This is a genomic window from Phaeovulum molybdatiresistens (assembly GCF_023544865.1).
Lineage (GTDB): Bacteria > Pseudomonadota > Alphaproteobacteria > Rhodobacterales > Rhodobacteraceae > Pontitalea.
Genome location: NZ_JAMJFX010000008.1, coordinates 96,605 through 114,056, shown reverse-complemented (window position 1 = coordinate 114,056; position 17,452 = coordinate 96,605). Strand labels below are relative to the sequence as shown.

General features: G+C 67.0%; 18 protein-coding genes. 7 read left to right on the top strand and 11 right to left on the bottom strand.

Annotated features, from left to right (window positions below; all coding sequences use genetic code 11):
- Nucleotides 1–69: 69 nt before the first annotated feature.
- The 4 genes from MXB90_RS07980 to MXB90_RS07965 form a co-directional block, all read right to left on the bottom strand.
- Nucleotides 70–294, bottom strand: coding sequence for a hypothetical protein (locus MXB90_RS07980; protein ID WP_250043422.1), 225 nt, complete (start codon nucleotides 292–294; stop codon nucleotides 70–72).
- Nucleotides 295–631: 337 nt separating this feature from the next.
- The gene (locus MXB90_RS07975) at nucleotides 632–1,036 is read right to left on the bottom strand and encodes a hypothetical protein (RefSeq protein WP_250043338.1); all 405 of its coding nucleotides are present in this window, start codon (nucleotides 1,034–1,036) and stop codon (nucleotides 632–634) included.
- A gap of 529 nt (nucleotides 1,037–1,565) precedes the next feature.
- Nucleotides 1,566–1,970, bottom strand: a complete 405-nt coding sequence (locus tag MXB90_RS07970) for a DUF6497 family protein (protein ID WP_250043335.1) — start codon at nucleotides 1,968–1,970, stop codon at nucleotides 1,566–1,568.
- 12 nt (nucleotides 1,971–1,982) lie between these two features.
- Nucleotides 1,983–3,515, bottom strand: coding sequence for an acyl-CoA carboxylase subunit beta (locus MXB90_RS07965; protein WP_250043334.1), 1,533 nt, complete (start codon nucleotides 3,513–3,515; stop codon nucleotides 1,983–1,985).
- 187 nt (nucleotides 3,516–3,702) lie between these two features.
- Between MXB90_RS07965 and MXB90_RS07960 the strand changes: the two genes are divergently transcribed.
- From MXB90_RS07960 to MXB90_RS07950, 3 genes are all read left to right on the top strand, one after another.
- Nucleotides 3,703–4,053 (top strand): DMT family protein, encoded by a 351-nt coding sequence (locus tag MXB90_RS07960; protein ID WP_250043332.1) that lies wholly within the window; start codon nucleotides 3,703–3,705, stop codon nucleotides 4,051–4,053.
- Nucleotides 4,054–4,199: 146 nt separating this feature from the next.
- Nucleotides 4,200–5,402, top strand: coding sequence for a multidrug effflux MFS transporter (locus MXB90_RS07955; protein ID WP_250043330.1), 1,203 nt, complete (start codon nucleotides 4,200–4,202; stop codon nucleotides 5,400–5,402).
- 48 nt (nucleotides 5,403–5,450) lie between these two features.
- Nucleotides 5,451–6,845 (top strand): helix-turn-helix domain-containing protein, encoded by a 1,395-nt coding sequence (locus tag MXB90_RS07950; protein ID WP_250043328.1) that lies wholly within the window; start codon nucleotides 5,451–5,453, stop codon nucleotides 6,843–6,845.
- A gap of 69 nt (nucleotides 6,846–6,914) precedes the next feature.
- Here the strand turns inward: MXB90_RS07950 and MXB90_RS07945 are convergent, their stop codons facing one another.
- The 5 genes from MXB90_RS07945 to betI all read right to left on the bottom strand — a co-directional run bounded on the left by MXB90_RS07945 (nucleotide 6,915) and on the right by betI (nucleotide 11,776).
- Nucleotides 6,915–7,151, bottom strand: a complete 237-nt coding sequence (locus tag MXB90_RS07945) for a YdcH family protein (protein ID WP_250043326.1) — start codon at nucleotides 7,149–7,151, stop codon at nucleotides 6,915–6,917.
- Between the two features lie 83 nt (nucleotides 7,152–7,234).
- Nucleotides 7,235–7,885 (bottom strand): thermonuclease family protein, encoded by a 651-nt coding sequence (locus MXB90_RS07940; protein WP_250043324.1) that lies wholly within the window; start codon nucleotides 7,883–7,885, stop codon nucleotides 7,235–7,237.
- Between the two features lie 54 nt (nucleotides 7,886–7,939).
- Complete coding sequence (gene betA / locus MXB90_RS07935) at nucleotides 7,940–9,601, bottom strand: choline dehydrogenase (protein WP_250043321.1); 1,662 nt, start codon at nucleotides 9,599–9,601, stop codon at nucleotides 7,940–7,942.
- Between the two features lie 71 nt (nucleotides 9,602–9,672).
- A complete protein-coding gene (betB, locus tag MXB90_RS07930) occupies nucleotides 9,673–11,124 on the bottom strand; it encodes a betaine-aldehyde dehydrogenase (protein WP_250043418.1) in 1,452 nt (483 codons plus the stop codon).
- A gap of 46 nt (nucleotides 11,125–11,170) precedes the next feature.
- On the bottom strand, nucleotides 11,171–11,776 hold the full coding sequence (betI, locus tag MXB90_RS07925; protein WP_250043309.1) for a choline-binding transcriptional repressor BetI: 606 nt from the start codon (nucleotides 11,774–11,776) through the stop codon (nucleotides 11,171–11,173).
- A gap of 113 nt (nucleotides 11,777–11,889) precedes the next feature.
- Between betI and choX the strand changes: the two genes are divergently transcribed.
- The 3 genes from choX to choV all read left to right on the top strand — a co-directional run bounded on the left by choX (nucleotide 11,890) and on the right by choV (nucleotide 14,770).
- The gene (gene choX, locus MXB90_RS07920; RefSeq protein ID WP_250043307.1) at nucleotides 11,890–12,813 is read left to right on the top strand and encodes a choline ABC transporter substrate-binding protein; all 924 of its coding nucleotides are present in this window, start codon (nucleotides 11,890–11,892) and stop codon (nucleotides 12,811–12,813) included.
- 86 nt (nucleotides 12,814–12,899) lie between these two features.
- On the top strand, nucleotides 12,900–13,736 hold the full coding sequence (choW, locus tag MXB90_RS07915; protein WP_250043290.1) for a choline ABC transporter permease subunit: 837 nt from the start codon (nucleotides 12,900–12,902) through the stop codon (nucleotides 13,734–13,736).
- Nucleotides 13,733–14,770, top strand: a complete 1,038-nt coding sequence (gene choV, locus MXB90_RS07910; RefSeq protein WP_250043287.1) for a choline ABC transporter ATP-binding protein — start codon at nucleotides 13,733–13,735, stop codon at nucleotides 14,768–14,770. The genes choW and choV overlap by 4 nt, the downstream gene beginning before the upstream one ends.
- 16 nt (nucleotides 14,771–14,786) lie before the next feature.
- On the opposite strand, the gene MXB90_RS07905 is transcribed toward choV, so the two are convergent.
- Nucleotides 14,787–15,713: a DMT family transporter gene (locus tag MXB90_RS07905; protein ID WP_284040770.1), complete on the bottom strand. Its 927-nt coding sequence runs from the start codon at nucleotides 15,711–15,713 to the stop codon at nucleotides 14,787–14,789.
- 86 nt (nucleotides 15,714–15,799) lie between these two features.
- Complete coding sequence (locus MXB90_RS07900; protein WP_250043284.1) at nucleotides 15,800–16,420, bottom strand: LysE/ArgO family amino acid transporter; 621 nt, start codon at nucleotides 16,418–16,420, stop codon at nucleotides 15,800–15,802.
- 84 nt (nucleotides 16,421–16,504) lie between these two features.
- On the opposite strand from MXB90_RS07900, the gene MXB90_RS07895 reads away from it, so the two are divergent.
- A complete protein-coding gene (locus MXB90_RS07895; RefSeq protein ID WP_250043280.1) occupies nucleotides 16,505–17,386 on the top strand; it encodes a LysR family transcriptional regulator ArgP in 882 nt (293 codons plus the stop codon).
- The last annotated feature ends 66 nt before the right edge of the window (nucleotides 17,387–17,452 follow it).

Here is a 17,452-nt window from a genome sequence, read left to right as displayed (position 1 = left end):
CCACCGGGGCACGGGGCCCCGATGGCGCGATCTGTCAGGCCCGCCCCGATGGGGGCAGACAGCCGGATATCAGTAGTAGCTGGGGCGCGGCGTGCAGCCGGGCACGTTGAGATCGTCGCAATAGCTGCCCGCAAGCGCGCCAAGCGCGGCACCGGCGACCATGTTTTCGTCCAGCGCATCCGCGACGAGCGCGCCAGCCGCGGCGCCGACCACGGCACGTTCGCCATCGGTCTGCATGCAGCCCGCAAGGGTGCCAGCCGCCAGAAGGGCAAGGATGAAGGGGGATTTGCGCATGTGAAACTGCCTCCGCACAGGGTTTTTGTCTGCGCAGACTCTAGCGAAATTGCGTCCGAGGGAAAGCCAAGAAGACGTGATCCGACCTGCCCTTCGGCAAAGTCCTGCCGAAGCGACCGCCCAGCCCCGCGCCCCGGAAAAAGCGGCCCGACCCGCAAGGGACCGGGCCGCAGGGGAAGGGAAGGGGTACGGACTAGACAGATGCGGCGCCCACGGGCGCGGCCCGGATACGCCACACCATCAGGATGCGCCCGCAGGACCGATGTGGCAAAGCTTTCCTTGACCCGCGCGGCGGGCTCGGCAACAAGCTGCCAATTCTGCGGATGCATCGGCCAGATCATGCCCAGTCGTCCTCATCCTCATCGGCATCGGCATCGTCCCAATCGAAGGCCTCGGGGTCGGCAAAGACTTCGGGGAAGGCCGCCTGGGCGCGCTTGACGTCGATCTTCAGAAGCGCGTCATAGGAACAGGGATCGAACGGCTCTTCGGCGGGCACGACCTCGCGGCCGAACAGCCACGACAGGCGGCCGGCATCCAGGTTGCCGCGTTCAAAAGGCTCTTCGCCGAAATGCGACCACAGCGCGGCCATGAAGCCCGCATCGGCACGCCGGTCGGCGGGCGCGCGGTCCTTGTAGCGTTCGCGGCGGATGATCTTGGTGGCGCCGGCCTTGTTGGCGCGGCGGATGACGAATTGGAAATCGGTTCCGGGCAGGCGCCCGGGGAACCCACGGTGCTTCAGCATGACGGGCCTCGTGTCCTGAGGGCCGGGGCCAGGCAGCGGGTGGGCCGGGGGCGTTCGGGCCGCAAGGGCACGCCCGCAGCGTGACCCATCCAGCCCCGACGCATGAACCCGGACCAAAGACGCGCGCCACAGGATGCGGCGGACAGAGACCGGGCGAAGGAAGGGTGGATCGGGGCGGGAAAGCGATCCCGCCCCGCGCCGGTATCAGAGCTTGCCGGTGTAGGTCGGCTCGACGCTGACTTCTGCGGGCGCTTCGGCTTTCGGGGCGCAAGCGGCAACGAAAGCGACCATGGCGATCGCGAGCAGGGCTTTCTTCGACATTTCAATCTCCTGTCCCGGCGGGAGAGGTCGGAACCCTGTGGGTCCGAATCCCGCCGCATGTCTGCAAAACGAAACGGCATCAACCGTTCCACGCGCAATTTATCCTGCGACGCAGGCGCCTTACAGGGGGCATCATCACGATGGCAAAGATGTGGCAAAGCCGCATCACCCTGCCCCACCCTGCCGCGGAAAATCGCGCGCGCGACCATCACAGATACTCCAGCTCACAAGCGCCGTCGGCGATGCGGAAGGCCTCGAAATACTGCACGGCCTCGGGGTCGGTGGCCCCGAAGTCCAAGGCCCGGTCGGACAGCGAGATCACGACCTCGGCGGGCTGCGGCCCCAGGTCGGGCAGACGCGGCAGGACGAAGCTGTCGCACAGGTAAGCCATGTCTTCCAGCGCCTCCTCTGCACTGATGTTGCCGGCCGCACCGATCTGCGGCGCCAGAAACCGGAACCGCAGGGTCAGCCCCATCGGTCCCGCCGCATCGCGCACCGTTTCGACCCAGGCGACCGCCTGCCCCGAGGGCAGGACGATCTGATCGGCGGCGCGGGCCATGACCGGCAGGCCCAGCGCGACCAGAACCGCCAATCGAACCTGCCCGCGGCGCATCGCCCGTTCCCCTTACAGCGGAATGTTGTCGTGCTTTTTCCAGGGGTTCGATTGCTTCTTGGTGCGCAGCGAGGCAAAGGCCCGCGCGACCCGCTTGCGGGTAGACCGCGGCTGGATCACCTCATCGATGAAGCCCTTTTCGGCGGCCACGAAGGGGTTGGCAAAGCGCGTTTCATAATCGCGCGTGCGCTGCGCGATCTTTTCCGCATCGCCCAGTTCCGACCGATACAGGATTTCCACCGCGCCCTTGGCGCCCATCACCGCAATTTCGGCGGTGGGCCAGGCATAGTTGAAATCGCCCCGCAGATGCTTGGACGCCATAACGTCATAAGCGCCGCCATAGGCCTTGCGGGTGATGACCGTGACCTTCGGCACCGTCGCCTCGCCATAGGCGAACAGCAGCTTCGCGCCGTGCTTGATGACGCCGCCATATTCCTGGCTGGTGCCCGGCAGGAAGCCCGGCACGTCGACGAAGGTCAGGATCGGAATTTCGAACGCGTCGCAGAAGCGCACGAAGCGCGCCGCCTTGCGCGAGCTGTCGATATCCAGGCAGCCCGCCAGCACCATCGGCTGGTTGGCGACGACGCCCACGGTCTGGCCTTCGATGCGGATGAAGCCGATCACGATGTTGGCGGCGAAATCCTTTTGAATTTCGTAGAAATCGCCCTCATCCGCGATCTTGGTGATCAGCTCTTTCATGTCATAGGGCTGGTTCGGGTTCGAAGGGACCAGCGTATCCAGGCTTTCCTCGATCCGCGCCGGATCGTCAAAGAAGGGGCGCACCGGGGCCTTTTCGCGGTTGTTCAGCGGCAGGAAGTCGAACAGGCGACGCGCCTCGGCCAGGGCCTCGACGTCGTTTTCAAAGGCGCCGTCGGCGACCGAGGATTTCTTGGTATGGGTCGAGGCGCCGCCCAGTTCCTCGGCGGTGACGATCTCATTCGTGACGGTCTTGACCACGTCGGGGCCGGTCACGAACATGTAGGACGTGTCCTTGACCATGAAGATGAAGTCGGTCATCGCCGGCGAATAGACCGCGCCGCCCGCGCAGGGGCCCATGATCAGCGAAATCTGCGGCACCACGCCCGAGGCCATGATGTTGCGCTGGAACACCTCGGCATAGCCGGCAAGGCTGGCCACGCCTTCCTGGATCCGCGCGCCGCCCGAATCGTTGATGCCGATCACCGGCGCGCCGTTCTGCACGGCCATATCCATGATCTTGCAGATCTTCTGCGCATGGGTTTCCGACAGCGAGCCGCCGAAGACGGTGAAGTCCTGCGAAAACACATAGACCATGCGGCCGTTGATCGTGCCCCAGCCCGTCACCACCCCGTCGCCCGAGGGGCGATCATCCTGCATCCCGAAATCGGTGCAGCGATGGGCGACGAACATGTCGAATTCCTCGAACGAGCCTTCGTCGAGCAAGAGTTCGATGCGTTCGCGCGCGGTCAGCTTGCCGCGGGCATGCTGCGCATCGATCCGGCGCTGACCGCCACCAAGGCGCGCCTGGGCGCGACGGTCTTCAAGCTCGTTCAGGATGTCTTTCATGGTCCCCTCCGACGGTTTGGGGCACCCTATACCCACGCAAGATTGTTACAAAGCGGATTTGCGTAAATTTGCAAATAGTTGGCAAGGCGCGCAGTGCGAATTGCAACACTGCAAATTCCAGCCAGGATCACGCTGGATCGCCGGACCCGGCGGCGCTAGGCAGGCAGGGCGCGTCACGGAGTTCGCCATGCCGATTTCTGCCCCGATTCTGACCATCCTGCTGCTGGTTGCCTCGAACATCTTCATGACCTTCGCCTGGTATGGGCACCTGAAATTCAAGACCGCGCCGCTGATCACGGTGATCCTGGTCAGCTGGGGCATCGCCTTTTTCGAATACATGCTGCAGGTGCCCGCGAACCGGATCGGACACGGGCATTTTTCCGCCGTGCAGCTGAAGACGATCCAGGAAGTGATCACCCTGTCGGTCTTTGCGGTGTTTTCCTGGGCCTATCTGAAAGAGCCGATCACCTGGCAGCATGGCGTGGGTTTCGCGCTGATCGCCGCCGGGGCCTGGTTCATCTTTCACGACTGGGGCTAAGCGGGCCAAGGGGGCGCTGCCCCCTCGGCGCGTGCCGCGCCTCACCCCCGGGATATTTTCGCAAAGCCGAAGGGGAGCGGGCGGGGAAAATGCCACCGATACATTTCTTTGTAGACAAGGCCGCGTCGCGGGCCTAGCGATTTTGCATGCATACGACCTTTCTTGACCGGCAGAGCCCGCCCCATATCGTGACCCTGGTGCTGATCGCGGGGCTGGCGGCACTGTCGCTGAACATGTTCTTGCCCTCGCTGCCGGGGATGGCAGCGCATTTCGGCGTGGATTATGCGCTGATGCAGCTGTCGGTGTCGGCCTATCTGGCGGTGTCGGCGGTGATGCAGCTGCTGGTCGGGCCAATTTCGGACCGCTTCGGGCGGCGGCGTGTGGTGATGGCCGCCCTAGTGGTCTTTTTGCTGGCAACGCTGGGCACCTTGCTGGCGCCCAGTGCGGGGATGTTTTTGGGGTTCCGACTGATGCAGGCGGTGGTGGCCACGACCTTCGTGCTGTCACGCGCGGTGGTACGCGACATGGTGCCGGAGGCCGAGGCGGCCTCGATGATCGGCTATGTCACAATGGGAATAGCGATGGTGCCGATGGTCGGCCCGGTAATCGGCGGGGCGTTGGATGAGGCAATCGGATGGCAGGCGAATTTCGTATTTCTGTTGTTATTCGGTTGCGCGACGCTGGGTCTTGTCTGGGGCGATATGGGCGAGACGACACGTCGCGGCGGCGTGTCCTTTGCCGAACAGGCGCGGCAATATCCAATCCTGCTGCGATCGCGGCGGTTCTGGGGCTATTGCCTGTCATCGGTTTTCGCCTCGGGGCTGTTCTTTGCCTATCTGGGGGGCGCGCCCTTTGTCGGTACGCAGGTCTTCGGGCTGAGCCCGGCGCAGGTGGGCTATTACTTTGCGCTGCCGGCGCTGGGTTACGCAATGGGCAGTTTCTTGTCGGGGCGATTTGCCAAGCACGTCGGCACCGACAAGATGGTGTTGGCGGGCACGCTGGTGGCAACCTTGGCCCTGAGTTTGGCGATAGGATTGGAGACCTTGGGCATGTCACATCCGCTGATCTTTTTCGGTGCTGTGGGAGTGACCGGGATCGGCAACGGGCTGGCGCTGCCTTCAGCCAATGCGGGACTGATGGCGATACGGCCGGAATTGGCAGGCACGGCCTCGGGGCTGGCGGGGACGCTGACGATCGGCGGCGGCGCGGCGCTTTCGGCGCTGGCGGGCGCGATGCTGGGGCCGGGCAGCGGGGCGATGGTGTTGATCGTTCTGATGACGCTGTCTTCGGCGGCCTCGGTGCTGGCAATTCTGTGGGTGATGCGGCGGCGCGCGCAACTGGGGGTTTGACGCGCGCGCTTTGCAAAGATTAGATGCGCTTTGCAAAGGGGGCGCATCATGGCCACGCAGAAATTGTATGCCGGGGTGAAACTGCGGGAAACGCGGGCGCGCCTTGGGCTGACGCAAAAGGTCTTTGCCGACCGGCTGGGTGTATCACTGCCCTATCTGAACCAGATGGAGAACAACCACCGCCCCGTTTCCGCGGCGGTCGTTCTGGCGCTGGCGGGGGAATTCGGGCTGGATGTGACCGAACTGTCCACGGGCGATGCCGAGCGGCTGGTGTCGGACATGCGCGAGGCGCTGGCCGATCCGGTCTTTGCCGATGCGGCCCCGCCGCTGGCGGATCTGCGGCTGGCAGCCTCGAACGCGCCGGCGCTGGCGCGGGCCTTTCTGGAACTGCACCGGGCCTATAGCCAGGCGCATGAACGGCTGGCATCCCTGGATGAGGCCCTGGGCCGCGAAGGCGCGCAAACGATCGTCAGCCCCTGGGAAGAGGTGCGCGACTTCTTTCACTATTGCGACAATTACATCGATGCGGTCGACCGCGCGGCGGAACATTTTTCCTGCCCGGGCGGTCAACGGCTTGACCCGGTTCAGCGCGCCACCGAGGCGTTGCTGGCGCGTGGCTATGAGGTGCAGTTTTCCAACATCGACGGGCTGCGCGCGCGCGACGGCAAGCAGATCCGCATTTCCGCCCGCGCCGACCGCGCGACCCAGTCATTCCAGCTGTTGCATCAGGTCGCGCTGCTGACCCAGAACGACCTGCTGGAGGCGACGCTGGACCTGGCGCGGTTTCAATCCGACACCGCGCGCGCCATCGCCAAGATCGGGTTGGCCAATTATTTCGCGGGCGCGGCTCTGCTGCCCTATCGCGCGTTCCAGCAGGCCGCGCTGGACACCCGCCACGATCTGGAACGGCTGACCGACCTGTTCGGCGCCTCCTACGAACAGGTGGCGCATCGCCTGTCCACGCTGCAGCGGCCCGGGGCCAAGGGCATTCCCTTCTTCTTCGTCCGCGTCGATCAGGCCGGCACCATCACCAAGCGCCATTCCGCCACGCGGCTGCAATTCGCCCGCTTCGGCGGCGCCTGCCCGCTGTGGAACGTGCATCAGGCCTTTGAAATGCCGGGCCGGTTCCTGCGCCAGCTGGCCGAGACCCCTGATGGGGTGCGCTATCTGTGCATATCGCGCGATGTGTCGAAATCCGGGGGGTCATTCCACGCCCCCGTGCGCCGCTTTGCGATTTGCCTGGGGTGTGAGATCAGCCATGCCAAGGGTCTGGTCTATGCCGACGATCTGGACGTGACCAACCCGCGCGCCTATCAGCCGATCGGCATTTCCTGCCGCATCTGCGAGCGCAAGGATTGCCATCAGCGTGCGGTGCCGCCGCTGGAACGCCGGCTGCACGTGGACCCCGACCATCGCGGCACCCTGCCCTATGACATTGCATGAAAAAGCCCCCGGTTTCGGGGGCTTGATCGGCGATCTTCATCTTTGCGACGATCTGCGCGACGGGGCCGTTCAGGCCGACAGCATCCGCGCGATTTCATCCTTCACAAGGGCGCGCTTCTTGCGCAGCTCGACCTCGGCCAGCTGTTCCATCGGCTCGACCAGGGTTTCGGCGCGGTGAACCTTGTCGTTCAGCTCGTCATATTCTTCCAGAAGGCGGGCGAAATGCGCGTTGGACACTTTCATCTCATGGATCTTGTCCATCTGGGTCGGAAATTCATCCTGAAGCGTATGCGGCGTATTGGACATGTCTGTCTCCCTTTCACTGTTCGGCCAAAGCCTAGCGGCGGGAATCGCCACCGACTTTGACCCGGATCAAACCGTCCTGTAATTCACCCGCCCGCCGGACGCCAGCCCGCGGCGCGCGCTTCGGCCTGCGAACAGAACCAACGTTCACCCCGTGCCTCGTTGATGCGGGTCGCGGCATAGGCGCGGGTGCCCGGCAGGTGGTAGATCCGCCCGCGTTCCGAGATATTGCCCTTGATCGCACAGCCCCCGGTGGCAGCGGCGGCGCCCGGATCGGTCCCTGCGCGCGCACGCGCCAGATGCGGGCGTTCGGCCGGGCCCGACCAGATGCCCCGCCCCGCGGCCCGCACGCGCGCCTCGGCGTCCAGATAGTCGCGCGAATAGCGTTCATAGGCAAAGGCCGCGCCTTCCGCGACCAGCGCCCCGGCCAGATCGATCCCGCCCGCGGTGCAGCGCGCCACCAGTCGGCCATAGCGATCCTGATCGCGCAGCTCGCACCGCACCTGGCCCACGGCCAGCGCCTGCAGCCGCGCGGTGGCATGGCCGCCGCAATCCCAGGCGCGCCCGGCCCCATCCTGACAGGCCTGCCCGGCCTCGGGCGCATCGATGCCGAACAGGCGAATGCGCTCGCCCGCGATATCCAGCGTATCGCCATCAATCACCCGCGCGGGGCCCGAAAGGCTTTGCGCCGCAACCGGCGCCGCCAGCAGAACGAGAAGTGAACATATCCTTAACATGCCCAAGATATGGTGGATCGGCCACGTTCGGGCAAGCGATTTTGTGGGGCAACCTTAACGCTGCGCGATCTGCCAACGCGGGTGCAGCCAGGGTTCGGCAGGGTCCGGCGGCAGCATGCCCCGCCCTAGAATATGATCCGCCGCTTTTTCCCCCACCATGATCGAGGGCGCATTCAGATTGCCGTTGGTGATGCGCGGAAAGACCGAACTGTCGGCCACGCGCAGCCCCGCAACCCCGATCACGCGCAACTCGGGGTCGACCACGGCCATCGGGTCGTCGGCCCGACCGATCCGCGCCGTGCCGCAGGGGTGATAGGCGCTTTCGGCATGTTCGCGGATGAAGGCGTCGATCTGGTCATCGGTCTGCACATCCACGCCGGGCTGGATTTCCCGCCGGACATGGGCGGCCATCGCAGGCTGGGCAAAGATCTCGCGCGTCAGGCGCACACAGCGGCGAAACTCCTCCCAGTCATCGGGATGGGACATGTAGTTGAAGCGGATCACCGGCGCCGCGCCCGCATCGGCACTGCGCAGCGTCACCGCCCCGCGCGATTTCGACCGCATCGGCCCGACATGGGCCTGAAAGCCATGCCCCTCGGCTGCGGCCCGGCCATCATAGCGCACGGCGATCGGCAGGAAATGATACTGGATGTCGGGATAATCCACCCCGGCAGCCGACCGGATGAAGCCACAGGCCTCAAACTGGTTCGACGCCCCCAGCCCCCGCCCTGTGAACAGCCATTGCGCCCCGATCAGCGCCTTGCCCCACAGGTTCCAGTATTTATAAAGCGTCACCGGCTGCGCCGCGGCAAACTGCATGTAGATTTCCAGATGGTCCTGCAGATTGGCTCCGACCCCGGGCCGGTCGGCCAGCACCCCGATCCCGTGTTCGGCCAGATGCGCCGCAGGACCGATCCCCGACAGCATCAGCAGCTTGGGCGTGTTGATCGCGCTGGCGGCCAGAATGACCTCGGCGCGGGCGCGCACCACCTCCACCGCGCCGCTGCCCCGCGCGATCTCGACCCCCACCGCCCGGCCCCCCTCGATCACCACGCGCCGTGCAAATCCGCGCCGGATGGTCAGGTTGCCGCCCTTCAGCGCGGGGCGCAGATAGGCATTGGCCGCCGACCAGCGCCGCCCGCGCCAGATCGTGGCCTCCATCGGGCCGAAGCCTTCCTGCTGATGGCCATTGTAATCCGCCGTCACCGGATAGCCCGCCTGCTGCCCCGCCGCGATGAAGGCACCGAACAACGGGTTCGCCCGCGGCCCGCGGGTCACATGCAGCGGCCCGGCCTGCCCGCGCCAGACCGGATCGGCGCCATCACGCGCGCCATGCCAATGTTCCATCCGCCGAAAATAGGGCAGCACATCGGCATAGGCCCAACCCGCCGCCCCCAGTTCGGCCCACTGGTCGAAATCGCGGGCATGACCACGCACATAGACCATCCCGTTGATCGAGGACGACCCCCCGATCACCTTGCCCCGGGGGGTGGCCAGCCGACGCCCGCCCAGATGCGGCTCAGGCTCGGTCCGGAACCCCCAGTCATAGATCCCCATATTCATCGGATAGGACAGCGCCGCAGGCATCTGGATAAAGGGGCCCGCATCGCTGCCCCCGTGCTCGATGATGATGACCCGGCGCCCGGCCTGCGCCAGCCGATAGCCCAGCGCCGCCCCGGCCGAGCCTGCGCCTACGATCACATAATCCGCGTCCATCGTCTCACCTTGCGCCAAATACCTTCGGGGGTCCGGGGGCAGACAGCCCCCGGCCTGTGCCGCCCGGCGCCTCAGTAGGGGGCCGCGACCGGCCCCATTCCCACATAGACCGCCTTCAGCTGGCTGTAATGTTCAATCGCCGCGCGGGAATTTTCCCGCCCAAGCCCCGACGCCTTGACACCCCCGAAGGGCATTTCCACCGGCGTCAGGTTATAGGCGTTGATCCAGCAGGTGCCCGCCTGCAGCCGCCCGATCACCCGGTGCCCGCGGGCCAGATCGGCGGTAAAGACCCCCGCGGCCAGCCCGAATTGCGTGGCATTGGCCCGCGCGATCACCTCATCCTCGGTGTCGAAATCCAGCACCGCCATCACCGGGCCAAAGACCTCTTCGCGGGCCAGGGTCATGGTGTCGGTGACCTCGGCAAAGACCGTGGGCTGCACGAAATTCGCGCCTTCCCGGCCCGCCGCCCCGCCGCAGACCAGCCGCGCGCCCTCGGCCTGCGCGATCCGGATATAGTCCATGACCTTCGCGTGCTGGGCGGGGCTGACCAGCGGGCCGAATTGCGTCTCGCGGTCCAGCGGGTCGCCCGCGCGGATCAGTGCCGTCCGTTCGGCCAGTCGCGCCAGAAACCGCGCCTTGATCCCGCGCTGCACGAAGACCCGCGTGCCATTGGAACAGACCTGCCCCGAGGAATAGAAATTCCCCAGCATCGCCGCCCCTACCGCATCTTCAAGGTTGGCATCGTCAAAGACGATCAGCGGCGACTTGCCGCCCAGTTCCATGGTGACATGCTTCATCCCCTCGGCCGCCGCCGCATAGACCCGCGCGCCCGTGGGCACCGAGCCGGTCAGCGACACCTTGGCCACCCGCGGATCGCGGGTCAGCTGCCCCCCCACCGCACCGCCGCCCTGCACCACGTTGAACAGCCCCGCCGGCAGGCCCGCCTGATGCAGGATCTCGGCCAGCTTCAGCGCGCCCAGGGGCGTGACCTCGGAGGGTTTGAACACCATCGCATTGCCCATCGCCAGCGCGGGCGCGGCCTTCCAGCAGGCGATCTGGCTGGGGTAGTTCCAGGCGCCAATGCCCACGCAAACGCCCAGCGGCTCGCGCAAGGTATAGGCGAAATCGCCGCCCAGCGGGATGGTTTCCCCGGTCACGGTGGGCGCAAGGCCCGCGAAATATTCCAGCGCATCCGCGCCCGAGGGCCAGTCGGCCACCTCGGTTTCCTGGATCGGCTTGCCGGTATCGAGCGTTTCCAGCCGCGCCAGTTCCGCCCCCCGGTCGCGGATCAGATCGGCCGCGCGGCGCAGGATGCGGCCGCGTTCGACCGGACGCAGGGCGGCCCATTCGACCTGCGCGCGCGCCGCGCTGGCCAAGGCCAGTTCAATCACCGCGGGCGTGGCCGTGTGCAGCCGCGCGATCACCGCGCCGGTATGGGGATAGGTCACCGCAATCGCCGCGCCGGTGGCGTCTTCGTGGTAACGGCCATCGACGAAATGGCTGGCGGTCGGTTGGGCGGTCAGCATCAAGGCCTCCGGCGGGAGTATTTGGTCCAAGAAGAAGCGGCAGTCAGCGATTTTGCCCCGGGTCGCGGGGGGCCAGTTCGCGCCCCAGCGTGTCGAGCACCAGGGCGATGGCCCCGTCGCGGTCGGGGGTGCCCTGCCCGGGGGCGGACAGCGCCGCGCGCAGGTAAAGCCCGTCGATCAAGGCGCCCAGGCCATCGGCGATACGCGCCGCGCGCGGGCCTGCCAGAGGGCGCAGGTCATGGATCAGGTTGGATCGCAGGCGGTGGTGATAGACGCGCAGCAGGCGCCGCGCCTCGGGGTCGGTCTGGGCCAGGACGTAGAAGTTGAGCCAGGCGGACACCACCTCGCGCCGGAACGAGCCGGCCGCGAAAGAGGCGCGGATGATCGCCTCAAGGCGCGCGCGCGGGCCCCGGGCGCTGGCCAGTGCGCCGCGCACCTCGGCGCCGAACAGCGTCAGCACATGGCGCATGGTGGCGGCAAAGATCGCCTCTTTCGAGCCGAAGTAGTGATGTGCCAGCGCCGAGCTGACGCCCGCGCGCCGCGCGATCTGGGCCACCGTCACCTCAAGCGAGCCGCGCGCGCCGATCTCGACGATCGTCGCTTTCACAATGTCCGCCCGTCGTTTAGGTTCTGCAGAGATCCTGGCCATGTTTCCCCGGAAATGATTACGCCAAGGATTTTGGCGTGAGTTAATTGACTCGTCAATCAAGAAACCGGCCGCGCCCGCGCGGACCGCCATGGAACAGACACAGGGAGTGCCCGATGAAACTGACCGCGACCCTTTCGACCCTTGCCCTGCTGGCCGCCACAGGCGCAGCCCAGGCCCAGTGCGACAAGGTCACCTTTTCGGATGTCGGCTGGACCGACATCACCGCGACCACCGCGGTGGCCACCACGATCCTGGGCGCGCTGGGATATGAGACCGATGTCAAGACGCTGTCGGTGCCGGTGACCTATTCGGCGCTGTCCACGGGCGATGTGGATGTGTTCCTGGGCAACTGGATGCCGACGATGGAGGCCGACATCGCCCCCTACCGCGAGGCGGGCAGCGTGGAAACCCTGCGCACCAACCTTGTGGGCGCGAAATACACGCTGGCCACCAATGCCGCGGGCGCGGCCCTGGGCATCACCGATTTCGCCGCCATCGCCGCGCATAAGGACGCGCTGGACGGCCGGATCTACGGGATCGAGCCGGGCAATGACGGCAACCGCCTGATCGAGGACATGATCGCCGCCGATGCCTTTGGCCTGTCCGGCTTCAGCCTGGTGGAAAGTTCGGAACCGGGGATGCTGTCGCAGGTCGAACGCGCCGATGGTGCCAATGCGCCGGTGATCTTTCTGGCCTGGGAACCCCATCCAATGAACAGCACCTATCAGATCACCTATCTGGCGGGGGGCGATGACTGGTTCGGCCCCGATTTCGGCGGGGCGACGGTCGCGACCAATGTGCGCAAGGGCTTTGCCACGGATTGCCCCAATGTGGGCCAGTTCCTGCAGAACCTGGAATTTTCGCTGGCGCTGGAAAATGAGATCATGGGCGCGATCCTGAATGACGGGGCCGAACCCGATGCGGCCGCCCGCGCCTGGCTTGCCGCCAACCCCGATGCGATCGCGCCCTGGCTTGCCGGCGTGACCACGCGCGAGGGCGGCGATGCGATGGCCGCGGTCAGCGCCGCGCTGAACTGATCCGGGTGCCACCGGCGCCGGGCCTTGGCCCCGGCGCCGGGCCGGATTGCCCCATCGGGTTTTTGCAGCGAGGCAAGGGCGACAGGATGGATTGGCTGATTGCCAGCAAGATACCCGTGGGCGCCGCGGCACAGGCCGTGGTGAACTGGCTCAAGGCGCATGCCCAGGGCCCGTTCGACGCCCTGTCAAAGGCGATGGGCTGGCTGATCGAGGGCACGCTGTGGCTGTTGCAGGCGCCCCATCCGCTGATCCTGATCGCGGTGTTCGCAGGCCTGACATGGGCATTGCAGCGCAGCTGGAAGAAATGCCTGATCGTGGCGCTGGGGATGCTGTTCATCCTTAATCAGGGCTACTGGAAGGCCACCACCGAATCGCTGACGCTGATCCTGGTGTCCTGCGCGCTGTGCATGGGGCTGGGGGTGCCTGTGGGCATTCTGGCGGCGCGCAAGCGCTGGGTCTATGGCGTGATCGAGCCGGTGCTGGATCTGATGCAGACGCTGCCGACCTTTGTCTACCTGATCCCGGCGGTGATCTTTTTCGGGCTGGGCATGGTGCCGGGGCTGATTGCCACGGTGATCTTTGCGCTGCCCGCCTCGATCCGGCTGACCCATCTGGGCATCTCCTCGACCCCCACCGCGCTGGTCGAGGCCGCCACCGCCTTTGGCGCCACCCCGGGCCAGCGGCTGATCAAGGTGGAACTGCCCTGGGCCTTTCCCCAGATCATGGTGGGGCTGAACCAGACGATCATGCTGTCGCTGTCGATGGTGGTGGTGGCAACGCTGGTGGGCGCCGATGGCCTGGGCAAGCCGGTTCTGAACGGGCTGAACCGGATGCGGCCCGATCTGGGCTTTGAATCGGGGCTGGTGATCGTGGCGCTTGCGACCGTGCTGCGCGTAATGCTGGAGGTGCGCAGAAAGCCATGACACCGCAACCGACCCCCGCCGCCGCGATCGAATTCGACCGGGTCAGCATCGTCTTTGGCGACCATCCCGGCCGCGCCCTGCCGCTGATGGATGCGGGGGCCAGCCGGGCCGAGGTGAAGCAGGCCACCGGCCAGGTGCTGGGGGTGCATGACTGTTCGCTAAGCGTCAATCAGGGCGAGATCGTCGTGCTGATGGGGCTGTCGGGGTCGGGCAAGTCCACGCTTTTGCGCGCGGTCAACGGGTTGAACCCCGTCTGCCGGGGCGAGGTGCGGCTGCGGGTGGACGGGGCGATGACCTCGGTCACCCATGCCGATGGCGCGACGCTGCGCAACCTGCGGCTGCGACAGGTGGCGATGGTGTTTCAGCACTTCGGCCTGCTGCCCTGGCGCAGCGTGCGCGACAATGTGGGGCTGGGGCTGGAACTGGCGGGGCTCGGCCCGGCGGCGCGGCGCGAACGCGTGGATGAACAGCTGGCGCTGGTCGGCCTGTCGGACTGGGCCGATCGGAAGGTCGGCGATCTGTCGGGGGGGATGCAGCAGCGCGTGGGCCTTGCCCGGGCCTTTGTCACCGACGCGCCGATTCTTTTGATGGATGAACCCTTCTCGGCGCTGGACCCGCTGATCCGCGCCCGCCTGCAAGATGAGCTGCTGGAACTTCAGGCGCGGCTGAAACGCACGATCCTGTTTGTCAGCCATGATCTGGATGAGGCGTTCAAGCTGGGCAACCGCATCGCGCTGATGGACGGGGGGCGGATCGTCCAGACCGGATGCGCGCGCGACATCATCGCCGCCCCCGTCAACGATTATGTGGCGGATTTCGTAGCGCATATGAACCCGCTGGGTGTGCTGACCGCCGCCGATGCCGCCGAACCCGACCCCGCCCCGGGCGCGACCCCGGGCCCGCCTCTGCCGCCCGACACCCCGATCCGGGTGGTGATGGACCGGCTGCGCGGGGCGGCAGCCTTGCCGCTGGCCGACGGGCGGCGCGTCACGCGCGAAGGTGTGCTGGCCCGGCTGATCGCCCCGCGCGGCTAGCGCAACGGCCCCGCGTTCAGACCTTGGTCTGCGGGGCCGTGGGGGTCAGGACACGGCGCTTCAGCTGCGCCTCGCGCCAGGTCATGTAGCTGATCGCGGCGATGATCAGCGCCCCGCCCGCAAAGACCCAGGGGTCCGCCGGTTCGCCAAACACCGCCATGCCCAGCAACATCGCCCAGACCAGTTGCAGGAAGGTCACCGGCTGGGTCACCGTGACCGGGGCGACCGCAAAGGCCCGGGTCATACAGTAATGCCCCACGGTCCCGAAGAACGCCACCAGCGCCAGCCAGGCCAGCGCCACAAGGCCAACCGGCACCCAGACCGCCACCGCGAACGGCGCCAGCGCGATGGCCACGGTCAGCGACATCATCGCAACCACCGCGCCCGCAGGCACGCGATCGGACAGGCGCTTGGCGATCAGATAGCTTAGCCCGAAGGACACCGCGGCACCAAGCTGTGCCAGATGGCCCACCGAAATCTCACGCATCCCGGGGCGCAGGATGATCAGCGCACCCACCACCGCGACCGCGATCGCCACCAACCGCCGCGTCGCCAGACGTTCGCCCAGCAACAACGCGCCGCCCAGCGTCACCACGATCGGGTTGATATAGCCGATCGCCGTAACCTCGGCCACGGGCAGGCGCGCCATCGCAAAGAACCACAGCGTCACCGCCACCGCATGCAGCGCCCCCCGCCCCAGAAACAGTGGCATCGTCCCGGCCGGAACCCCGCGCCGCAGCGTCACCACCAGCGCCGGGCCCAGAAAGGCCAGGCCAAAGACGAACCGCAGAAACGCCCCCTGCACCGCAGGCAGATCGGTGCCCAGATAGCGCACGATCCCGGTGACGGCCACGAAACACAGCCCCGAGGCCAGCATCCACAGCACGCCAATCACCGGGCCGGAAAGCCCCTGCAGGGAAATATCGGTTGTCAAACGGCTCATGCCCGCACAAGGCCCCAGCCGGGCCGCGGGTTCAAGGGCTGAATTGTATCGGACACACGGGCGATTGCGCGCCCATGGCCAAGGCCTCAGGCGGTGGCGCCCTGCAGCGCGCCCTGCGCCAGCCGCCAGGCGATCGACCACATCATCACCCCGATCACCCCATCCACCGCCCGCCAGGCCCAGGGCCGGGCGAAGAACGGCGCCAGCCCCCGCGCGCCAAAGCCCAGCGCGAAGAAGAAGGTGAACGAGGCGCTGACCGCACCGGCCGCAAAGGCCGCCCCCTGCCCCGGAAACTGCGCCGAAATCGCGCCCAGCAACACCACCGTATCCAGCCAGACATGCGGATTGGCCCAGGTGATCACCGCCAGCATCCCCAGCGTCGCGCCCAGGCTGGCCCCGCCGCCCCGCGCCGCCGCCAGCGCCCCACCGCCGCGCCAGGCCGACAGAAAGGCCCGCGCGCCATACCAGATCAGAAACGCCACGCCGCCCCACAGCATCGCCTGCCCGAACCCCGGCGCCAGCGCGCTGATCCGGGCAAAGCCGGTGACGCCCAGCACGATCAGCACCGCGTCCGAGGCCGCGCAGAACAGCACCACCGCCAGCACATGTTCGCGCCGCAGCCCCTGGCGCAGCACAAAGGCATTCTGCGCCCCGATCGCCATGATCAGCCCCAGCGCCAGCTTCAGTCCCGCCCAATAGGCCACCATGATCGCCCCCCTTTTGCGCCGGATCTAGCCGGGCGGGACGGTTCATGGCAAATTCATTTGGGTTATGTGGATTAAGGAAAACTTATGCTGGACTATCCCGCGCTGGCCGCCCTGGCCGAGGTGCTGCGCCGCGGTTCGTTTGAGGCGGCGGCGGCGGCGCTGCATGTCACGCCCTCGGCCATATCCCAGCGCATCCGCGCGCTGGAAGACCGGATGGGCTGTGTTCTGGTGCGGCGCGGCACGCCCTGCACCGGCACCGAAACCGGGCTGCGGCTGGCCCGCCACCTGCAGCAGGTGCGCCTGCTGGAACGCGATCTGGCCGCGCCGGACGCGGCGGCGACCACCCCGGTGATCCGCCTGGCGGTCAATGCCGACAGCCTGGCGACCTGGGTTCTGCCCGCACTGGCCGCCTGTGCGGGGATGCTGTTCGATCTGGTGATCGACGATCAGGACCATTCCGACGACTGGCTGCGCCGGGGCGAGGTTCTGGCCGCCGTGACCGCCGCCCCCGGCCCGGTGGCGGGCTGCGACAGCCTGCCCCTGGGTCGGCTGCGCTATATCGCCACCGCAAGCCCCGCCTTTGTCGCGCGCCATTTCCCCGACGGCCCCACGGCCCAGGCGCTGATGCAGGCACCGGCGATCACCTTCAACCACAAAGACCGGCTGCAGATCGACTGGGCCCGCCAGATCAGCGGCGGCACAGCCGGGCCGCCGATCGCACCGCCCACGCATCAGATCGCCTCATCCCAGGGTTTTGTCGAAGCCGCCCTGCTGGGCCTGGGATGGGGGATGAACCCCGAACCGCTGATCCGCGATCATCTGGCGGCGGGCCGGCTGGTGGCGCTTGCGCCCGCGCCGCTGGATGTATCGCTGCACTGGCAGGCGCTGCGCCGGATGCGCGGGCCGCTGGCGCCGTTGACGCGCGCGATCCGCGCCGCCGCGGCCCAGGTTCTGCTGCCCCCCTGAGGGCCCCGCAAATGCAAAGGCCCCGCCATCGGGCGGGGCCAAAGAACTTACGCGGCAGGCCCGGCA